At 34.4% G+C, this 3594-nt stretch carries 4 protein-coding genes; 1 reads left to right on the top strand and 3 read right to left on the bottom strand.

The window, feature by feature from the left end; all coding sequences use genetic code 11:
* Positions 1-566 (bottom strand): ATP-binding protein (locus tag M901_RS01335; RefSeq protein WP_021276355.1); only part of this gene is annotated, 566 nt, incomplete at its 3' end.
* A gap of 357 nt (positions 567-923) precedes the next feature.
* Between M901_RS01335 and M901_RS01330 the strand changes: the two genes are divergently transcribed.
* On the top strand, positions 924-1808 hold the full coding sequence (locus M901_RS01330; RefSeq protein ID WP_021276354.1) for an aldose 1-epimerase: 885 nt from the start codon (positions 924-926) through the stop codon (positions 1806-1808).
* Here the strand turns inward: M901_RS01330 and M901_RS01325 are convergent.
* Positions 1805-2782 carry a glycosyltransferase gene (locus tag M901_RS01325; RefSeq protein WP_021276356.1) on the bottom strand — a complete coding sequence of 326 codons (978 nt, stop codon included), beginning with the start codon at positions 2780-2782 and terminating at the stop codon, positions 1805-1807. The two genes, M901_RS01330 and M901_RS01325, sit on opposite strands and share 4 nt — an antisense overlap.
* The gene (locus M901_RS01320) at positions 2779-3543 is read right to left on the bottom strand and encodes a glycosyltransferase family 2 protein (protein WP_021276357.1); all 765 of its coding nucleotides are present in this window, start codon (positions 3541-3543) and stop codon (positions 2779-2781) included. The genes M901_RS01325 and M901_RS01320 overlap by 4 nt, the downstream gene beginning before the upstream one ends.
* Positions 3544-3594: the final 51 nt, after the last annotated feature.

Raw genomic sequence — 3594 nt, 5'->3', positions numbered from 1 at the left:
TTTAGGCCTAGACCATTTCCATTTTCTGAAAATGTTCTGTTGAGTTGTCCAAGTTCATGAATTTCTTCCCCTAGGCCAATACCGTAATCGATTACTGAAAATTGAGTATTTGAATTATTTTGAACGATCTTAATCTTGATTGATGAAGATTTATGTTTTAGTGAATTTGCTCTGTGTGCATTATTAATTAAGTTACTAAGAATGATTTCAATTTCTTCACGTGAAATGTCGGATTCAACCCAAGCTCTATTTAATTTGAGTTCCGTTTTTATTTGAGTATTAAGTTCAACTGTTTTTTGGTTTTTTAAGGATTGAACTAAGTTTGGAAGACAAATAACTTCTTTCTTTTGAGTTCCAAAATCAATGATCTTTTGCATTTGTTTAAAGCATCTTTGTTCAATCTCGTTTTTTTGAGGGTGATTATCAAGATGACCATTACTAATAATCTTTAAAGTCTGAAGGGGAGACTTCATATCGTGAAGAACTGTCTTAATCCTATTGGCCTCTTTTGTAACTTCAACATTAAATTTCTTCGTTCTGATTTCTACGATATTTTCTACACTCACGTTGCCTCCTAAGTTGAAGGCAAAGTAGTTCTATTTCACGTTTTTTGCGAAAAAAAATTAAAAAGGTCGGAGATTTCTTAACCAGGGTGGGAAATTATTCGTATTATCGGTAATTTAATGATCTATTTACGGGATTAGGTAAAAAAAAAGGACTGATTACTCAGCCCTTCTAACGAAAACAAACGAAACACAAACTTGGATGAAGAATAAATTCTTTCTCCAGACGCTTGTTTATCAAAATATTAATTAGCTAGCAAGAAATTAGTCTATAATTCTTGTCAATTAATTAAGGTTAAATAATATATGTGTTTGTTTTTTTAAGTGAAAGTTAACTTATTAGTAAGATATAATATATCTATGGTGGATGAAGATTTAATCCATATTCAAAGTGAATTTATATCTGCGTCAATTTCAAGAAATGGTGCAGAGCTAAAGAATCTTGTCGATCTCGACACAAATATAGAGTATTTGTGGCAAGGGAATAAGGCCGTTTTTCCTTATAGCTCTCAAGTGATTTTTCCTATTGTTGGGAGATTAAGAGATGATCAGTATTTTCTTGGAAGAAAGTTTTATCGACTAGCTAAAGATGGATTTGCAAAAGATCTAAAGTTTGATGTTAAGAGTCAACGAAGGGATCAGGTCTCCTTTATACTTGGACATGACTCAGATACGATGCAAGGCTTTCCTTTTATGTTTAGCTTAGTCGTAACGTATAAGGTTTATGGACCAAAACTTACGGTCTCTCTTGAAATTAAGAATTTAGATAAGAAAGAAATGTTTTGCTCATTAGGTTTTGGAGCTGTTTTCAATATTCCCCTTTCAAACGAAAACCTTGAGGATTATTATCTAGAATTTGATAGCCAAGAAGATAGAGGAGCTTACTATCTTGATAATGGACTCGTTAACTTTCATCATGCAGATAATAAGAAAATTCTAACAGGGAATAGAGTAAAGTTTGATAATGGAGCCTTCAAAGGTGGAGAGATGTTATTTAAGGACTTTTCTTCAACAGAGGTTTCTTTAAAAAATAAACTTAATGAGAAATCTGTTGTACTAGATTTTGGAAATGTTCCCTATCTTTCGATTTGGTCTTATCCTGGAGCACCATTTGTTAGGATTGCACCTTCATTTGGAGTGACTGATGCCGTTGACTCAAATAATGACTTTTACACGAAAGAAGGTCTTATGGATGTTGAGCAAGAGAAGACCTTTAAAATGGAAATGTCGATTTTAGTACGTTAAAAAGAGAGTAGTGTTTCTGCTCTGTCCTTCAGAAGATATCTTGGTTCTTCAATACTTAAACTTTGGCCTTTAATGACTCTATCATATAACTCAAGATACTTTTCCGAATAAGTATTGATTGCGAACTTGTCTAAGCAATACTCTCGAATTTGTTTTGGAGAAAGTGAGCAATCAAAGTTGGCAACAGCATCGAAGAACTCTTCATAATTTGCACAGGCCTTTCCAGCTTCACCTATAACTTCAGGAAGACTTCCATGTTGTGAGCCGAAAATAGGGAGGCCTTGACTCATTGATTCTGTCATTGCAATGCCAAAAGGCTCTGGCCATCTAACAGGAAAGACGAGGGCGTCACAAGATCGAATGATATCTAATTTTTCTTGGCCACCTACAAAACCATGATTGTGAATGAGTCTAGAAAGAGAAAAAGATTTTCCTCCAATAATATGGAGATGCTTCTTTGTCTTCTTTGCGACATTTTTGCAATGGGATAAATTCTTAACTCGCCAACTGGCCTTAGCTAGAAAAAGAAGGTGATCACGACCTTTATTACTAATATTTTCAGGTTCAGGATATTCATCAAAATCCAGAGCGTTATGTACGAAAATATCTGAATTGTGATTATTTGCATGGGCCTTTGAGACGAAAACACTATTCTTATGAAAGCTTTCCCCGACCTGACCATTTCCATGGACAGTACAAATAAGTGGTTTTTCAATATCAAAGCTTGGTTGGTACTGGAGATGGACAACTTCTGTATCGTTTGGGATTTTTTCTTGCCATCGATCTCTTAAAAATTCTCCCTCAAGAGGGATCAATTTAATTCCATAATTCTCTACTTCAGAATTTGGATGTCCTAGAAAAGTTACTTCATGACCTAATCTCGCAAGTTCTTTCATATGCCAGAATAGGATTCTTTCCGTTCCTCCGTATTTTTTTACAGGAAGTGGAACATGGTGATAGAAAGTAATTTTCATTCGATATTTCTCCCGTCCTGGAGATCTTTAATCTTTGAATATTTTAGAAGTGCAGAAAGAGAGTTTATAAAACAGATAATAAAACCATATCGTCCATCAAGAAACCCTCTTTTAAGAATATAGTCTTTAAAGAACTTAAGAATTGGACGAGTGACAATTTTAAAGCAATTAGACCTTACTCCACGTGAGTAGGCTTCTTTCGCTGCAATAGTTGTGAATTTATTTGTTTGAGTGACATGATCCGTAATAGAGTCGTAACTATAATGCAGAAGATTACCTTTAATAAATTTTTCAGTAGAGCCTTGTGACATTTCTATAATGTCGTGAGGATTAACTCCGGCCCACTTTGCCTTCGTCTTATTAAAGAGTCTAAGTTTTCTATCGGGATACCATCCACAGTGATAGACCCACTTATCCACATAATTTGTGAGTCGATTGAAAAAATATCCGTCAGAAGTAAAGTTTTCCTTCACTTTAAGAATACTTTCTCTGAGCTGATCATCAAGTGCTTCATCTGCATCGAGAGAGAGAACATGGTCGTAAGTCGTTTGAGTTAGGGCATAGTTTTTCTGTTGAATATGTCCTTTAAATTCATTAACAATGAACTTAACATCATACTTAAGGCAAATGTCTTTCGTTTTATCTGTAGAATAGGAATCGACGACGACAATTTCATCGACAATACCTATGAGTGATTTTATGCAGCGCTCAATGTTGTGTTCTTCATTAAACGTTATAATTGCAGCAGATAGTTTTACCATTTTTATACCAACGGACTCCAATGAATAAGAAGTCACCAACTATATTTATTT

It is taken from the genome of Bacteriovorax sp. DB6_IX (assembly GCF_000447775.1).
Classification (GTDB): Bacteria; Bdellovibrionota; Bacteriovoracia; order Bacteriovoracales; family Bacteriovoracaceae; genus Halobacteriovorax_A.
This window is presented reverse-complemented; position numbering and strand designations above follow the sequence as displayed.

Excerpts from the sequence above, each read along its gene's own strand:
- M901_RS01325 (WP_021276356.1), bottom strand. The coding sequence starts at position 2,782 with ATGAAAATTACTTTCTATCACCATGTTCCACTTCCTGTAAAAAAATAC.
- M901_RS01330 (WP_021276354.1), top strand. The coding sequence starts at position 924 with ATGGTGGATGAAGATTTAATCCATATTCAAAGTGAATTTATATCTGCG.
- M901_RS01320 (WP_021276357.1), bottom strand. The coding sequence starts at position 3,543 with ATGGTAAAACTATCTGCTGCAATTATAACGTTTAATGAAGAACACAAC.